Raw genomic sequence first — 4,117 nt, forward strand, 5'->3', positions numbered from 1 at the left:
GACTCCCAGCTCTCCGACGACGAACTGGCCGTCCGCGACACCATCCGGAAGTTCTGTGCGGAACACGTGACCCCGTACGTCGGGGACTGGTTCGAGGCCGGCGACCTGCCGACCGCTCGGGAGCTCGCCAAGGAGTTCGGCAAGCTCGGCGTGCTCGGCATGCACCTCGAGGGCTACGGGTGCGGTGGCGCGAGCGCGGTGCACTACGGTCTGGCCTGCCTGGAACTGGAAGCCGCCGACTCGGGCATTCGCTCGATGGTCTCCGTGCAGGGCTCACTGGCGATGTACGCGATCTGGGCGAACGGGTCCGAGGAGCAGAAGCAGGAGTGGTTGCCGCGCATGGCCGCCGGCGAGGCCATCGGGTGCTTCGGCCTGACCGAGCCCGACTCCGGATCCGACCCGGGCTCGATGACGACCACGGCCCGGCGCGATGGCACGGACTGGGTGCTGAACGGTCGCAAGATGTGGATCACCAACGGCAGCATCGCTGACGTGGCTGTGGTGTGGGCGTCCACCGAGGGCGGGATCCGTGGTTTCGTCGTTCCGACCGACACGCCTGGATTCAGTGCCCACAAGATCAAGCACAAGCTGTCCTTGCGGGCGTCGGTGACGAGCGAACTGGTGCTGGACGACGTCCGGTTGCCCGACGGCGCGATGCTGCCCAAGGCGAAGGGGCTCTCCGGACCACTCGGCTGCCTGACCGAGGCGCGGTACGGAATCATCTGGGGCGTCATGGGCTCCTCCCGGTCCGCCTGGCAGGCCGCGCTCGAATACGCGGGACAGCGCACGCAGTTCGGCAAGCCGATCGCCGGCTTCCAGCTCACTCAGGCCAAGCTCGTCGACATGGCGGTGGAGCTGAACAAGGGCCTGCTGCTGGCCCTGCACCTCGGCCGTCAGAAGGACAGGACCGGCCTGCGCCCCGAACAGGTCAGCTTCGGCAAGCTCAACAACACACGCGAGGCGCTCGACATCTGCCGGACCGCGCGCTCCATCCTCGGTGGCAACGGCATCTCGCTCGAGTACCCGGTGATCCGGCACATGGTGAACCTCGAAACGGTGCTGACCTACGAAGGCACGGCCGAAATACACCAGCTGGTGCTCGGCCAGGCGTTCACCGGGCACAACGCGTTCCGCGGATAGGAGACAAGGATTCCGGATGACCGCAACCCTCTGCTTCGAAGACAAGGAAATCGCCCCCGAGGAGCTCGATGCCCGGGCGCGCAAACTGGCGGGCGGGCTGGCAGCGCTGGGGCTGCGCGAGGGCGATGTCGTCGCGGTGCTCCTGCGCAACGACCCCGTCTACGTGGACATCATCCTCGCCTGCCGCATCGGCGGGTTCTCCTACTGCCCTCTCAACTGGCATTTCACGCCGCCCGAAATCGGCTACATCCTGAAGGACTGCGGCGCCCGGGCGGTGATCGGCCACGCCGATCTGCTCCATGCGGCACGCGCCGTGCTGCCCCACGGCGTCACCACACTCGCCGTCGCGGGCGATGCCGACGAGGAATCGGTCGAGTACGAGAACTGGCTGGTGCAGCAGCCCGATTACAGCGGCCCGATCGTCGCACCGCGCGGTCACATGGCCTACACCTCGGGCACGACCGGACGGCCCAAGGGCGTGGTCCGCGCTCCCATACCCCTGGGGGAACTGGAGCTGTACCGAAGGCGGTCCCTCGAGGTGATGGAGGCCTGTTTCGGGGTGCGGGCCGGCTGCCGTGCCCTCGTACCGGCTCCGCTCTACCACAGTGCGCCGAGCGGTTTCGCGCAGTGGACGAGCCAGATCGCCGACACCCTCGTCATCGCGCCTCGTTTCGACGCCGAGCAGACGCTCGCCCTGATCGAACGCCACCGCATCGACACCCTGTACTGCGTCCCGACCATGTACGTCCGCCTGCTGAAACTGCCCCGCAGCGTGCGTGAGCGCTACGACCTGTCCTCCCTGCGGTTCGTCGGATCCACGGGCGCGCCCTGTGCTCCGGAGGTGAAGCAGGCGCTGATCGACTGGCTCGGTCCGATCGTGTACGAGACGTACGCCTCCAGCGAGAGCGGCTGGATCACCGTGATCGACTCGAAGGAGGCGCTCGAGCGTCCCGGCAGCGTCGGCCGTCCGGTCGGCGAGGCGCGGATCCGCATCGTCTCCCCGGACGGCGCGGACTGTCCCCCAGGTGAGACCGGGATCATCTACGTGCGGCAGCCCGCGTACACCGACTTCACCTACCGGAATCAGCCCGATGCGCGTGAGCGCGTCGCCCTGGACGATCTGATCACCCTCGGGGACATGGGCTACCTCGACGCGGACGGTTACCTCTACATCTGTGATCGCGCGGTGGACATGGTGATCTCCGGCGGAGTCAACATCTATCCGGCCGAGATCGAGAGCACGATCCTCGGGCAGGCCGGTGTGCTCGACTGCGCGGTGTTCGGTGTGCCCGACCCCGAATTCGGAGAGCGGCTGCACGCCCTGGTGCAACCGGAGCGCGATGCCGTGATCGACCCGGGGGAGCTCGGCCAGGCCCTGCGCGCCACGCTCGCCGGATTCAAGGTCCCACGGAACATCGAGATCGTCGACGACCTGCCGCGTGACGACAACGGCAAGATCGCCAAGCATCGCATCCGTGCACAATACGCGGAGGCCGGGGCGCGGCAGGCCTGACGGGCGTCTCCTGCCTCGATTGGGCGGATTCGAGCGAGCCACCGCCGGTGCCGCGGCCTCGATCTCGGCACCCGGCGCCCGCGCCAAGCCCGCGCGGAGCCGTTTGGCGTACGAGCCCGTGTCGCAGGTCGGGACTCTCTGTCACGGGGTGCGACAGTCTGCATATGATCTCATCGCAGAACGCTGAACTGATCAACGCTCGCAGCTCGCGCCGCCCCAGGGCGGGTACGGCGCTCGTCGTCGTGACGACTGCCGTGTTACTGGGCATCACAGCCAGAGCGGAGGCCGTGCCGTCCGTTCGGTCCGGGCCCGACTGGGACGCCATCGCCGCGTGTGAGTCCGGGGGCAACTGGAAAGCGAACACCGGAAACGGCCATTACGGCGGTCTGCAGTTCAGGCAGTCCAGTTGGGTCGCGGCCGGCGGTCTGAAGTACGCCCCGCGTGCCGATCTGGCCACTCGCAGAGAGCAGATCATCGTGGCGAAACGCCTGGCCGCCCTGCAGGGAATGTCGGCGTGGACCTGCGCGTCAGCCGGGTGACGGCGCGTCAGGCGGGACGAGCCGTGTCCCCCGCGGCGGCCGCAGGCGGGCGTGTATCCCGGTCGGCGGCCGTCTCCTTCGCCCATGTCTCCAGCCGGCCCGTGAACTCGGCTGCCCGCTCGGCCCAGTCGAGCTCGGCCAGCGCCGCTGCGCGGCCGCGTTCGGCGGTGCCCAGGCGCAGCTGCGTGTCCGCGCGCAGCCGCCGTACCGCGTCCGCGGTCGCCGCCGGGTTCTCGTACGGGACGAGGAGGCCGCAGCGGTGCCGCAGCACCAGGTCGGCCGCCAGGGGAATCGGCGTGGTCACGACAGGGACGCCGTGGGCCATGTACTCGACGACCTTGGTGGGCCGCGAGTGACGGTAGTTGGGCTGGTCGTGCAGGAGGGACAGGCCGGCCAGGGCGCCGGAGAGCAGGGCGAGGGCACGGTCGTTGGGCAGATAGCCGTGCCAGCGCAGGACGCCGTCGCGGTCGGCCTCGGTGAGCGCGCCCCGCACGTCGAGGTCGGCCGCCCCCGTCACCTCGACCCGTACGTCCGGCCCGAGCAGCCTGGCCGTCTCGATGAGGTCGAGCGCGCCGCGCGCCCGGGACAGGTGCCCCAGATAGACGACCCGGTCCGTGCCGGGCGGCTCGGGTGGCTCGGGCGGTACGGTCGCGAGGTTCGGCACGACGGGATGCGGCCGTCGGAAACGCGCCCGGTAGGCGTCCTCGGCGAGCAGCAGCCGCACGTGCCGCTCGGCCAGGCGCTCCGCCGCCCGTACCGCCACCTTCAGCGGCGGCCGCAGAGCCGCCGGTACCCAGCGCTTCATCGCCAGTGCCGCCGCCGTGTCCTCGTGCACGTCCCACACGGTCACCGGGGCCCGGCCGCGGCGCCGCCACCGGCGCAGTGTGCCGGGCAGGGCGAGCAGCAGCTCCGGGTCGTGCAGCAG

General features: G+C 69.8%; 4 protein-coding genes. 3 read left to right on the top strand and 1 reads right to left on the bottom strand.

From position 1 onward, the window contains the following. The 3 genes from ACTWQJ_RS47540 to ACTWQJ_RS47550 all read left to right on the top strand — a co-directional run. Positions 1-1,140 (top strand): acyl-CoA dehydrogenase family protein (locus tag ACTWQJ_RS47540; protein ID WP_443312594.1); only part of this gene is annotated, 1,140 nt, incomplete at its 5' end. Positions 1,141-1,156: 16 nt separating this feature from the next. Then, a complete protein-coding gene (locus ACTWQJ_RS47545) occupies positions 1,157-2,653 on the top strand; it encodes an AMP-binding protein (RefSeq protein ID WP_443312595.1) in 1,497 nt (498 codons plus the stop codon). A 164-nt stretch (positions 2,654-2,817) separates the two neighbouring features. Next, complete coding sequence (locus ACTWQJ_RS47550; RefSeq protein WP_443312596.1) at positions 2,818-3,192, top strand: transglycosylase family protein; 375 nt, start codon at positions 2,818-2,820, stop codon at positions 3,190-3,192. Between the two features lie 7 nt (positions 3,193-3,199). Here the strand turns inward: ACTWQJ_RS47550 and ACTWQJ_RS47555 are convergent. Beyond that, positions 3,200-4,117 (bottom strand): glycosyltransferase (locus ACTWQJ_RS47555; protein ID WP_443312597.1); only part of this gene is annotated, 918 nt, incomplete at its 5' end.

It is taken from the genome of Streptomyces sp. KR55 (assembly GCF_052245645.1).
Lineage (GTDB): Bacteria > Actinomycetota > Actinomycetes > Streptomycetales > Streptomycetaceae > Streptomyces > Streptomyces flavusporus.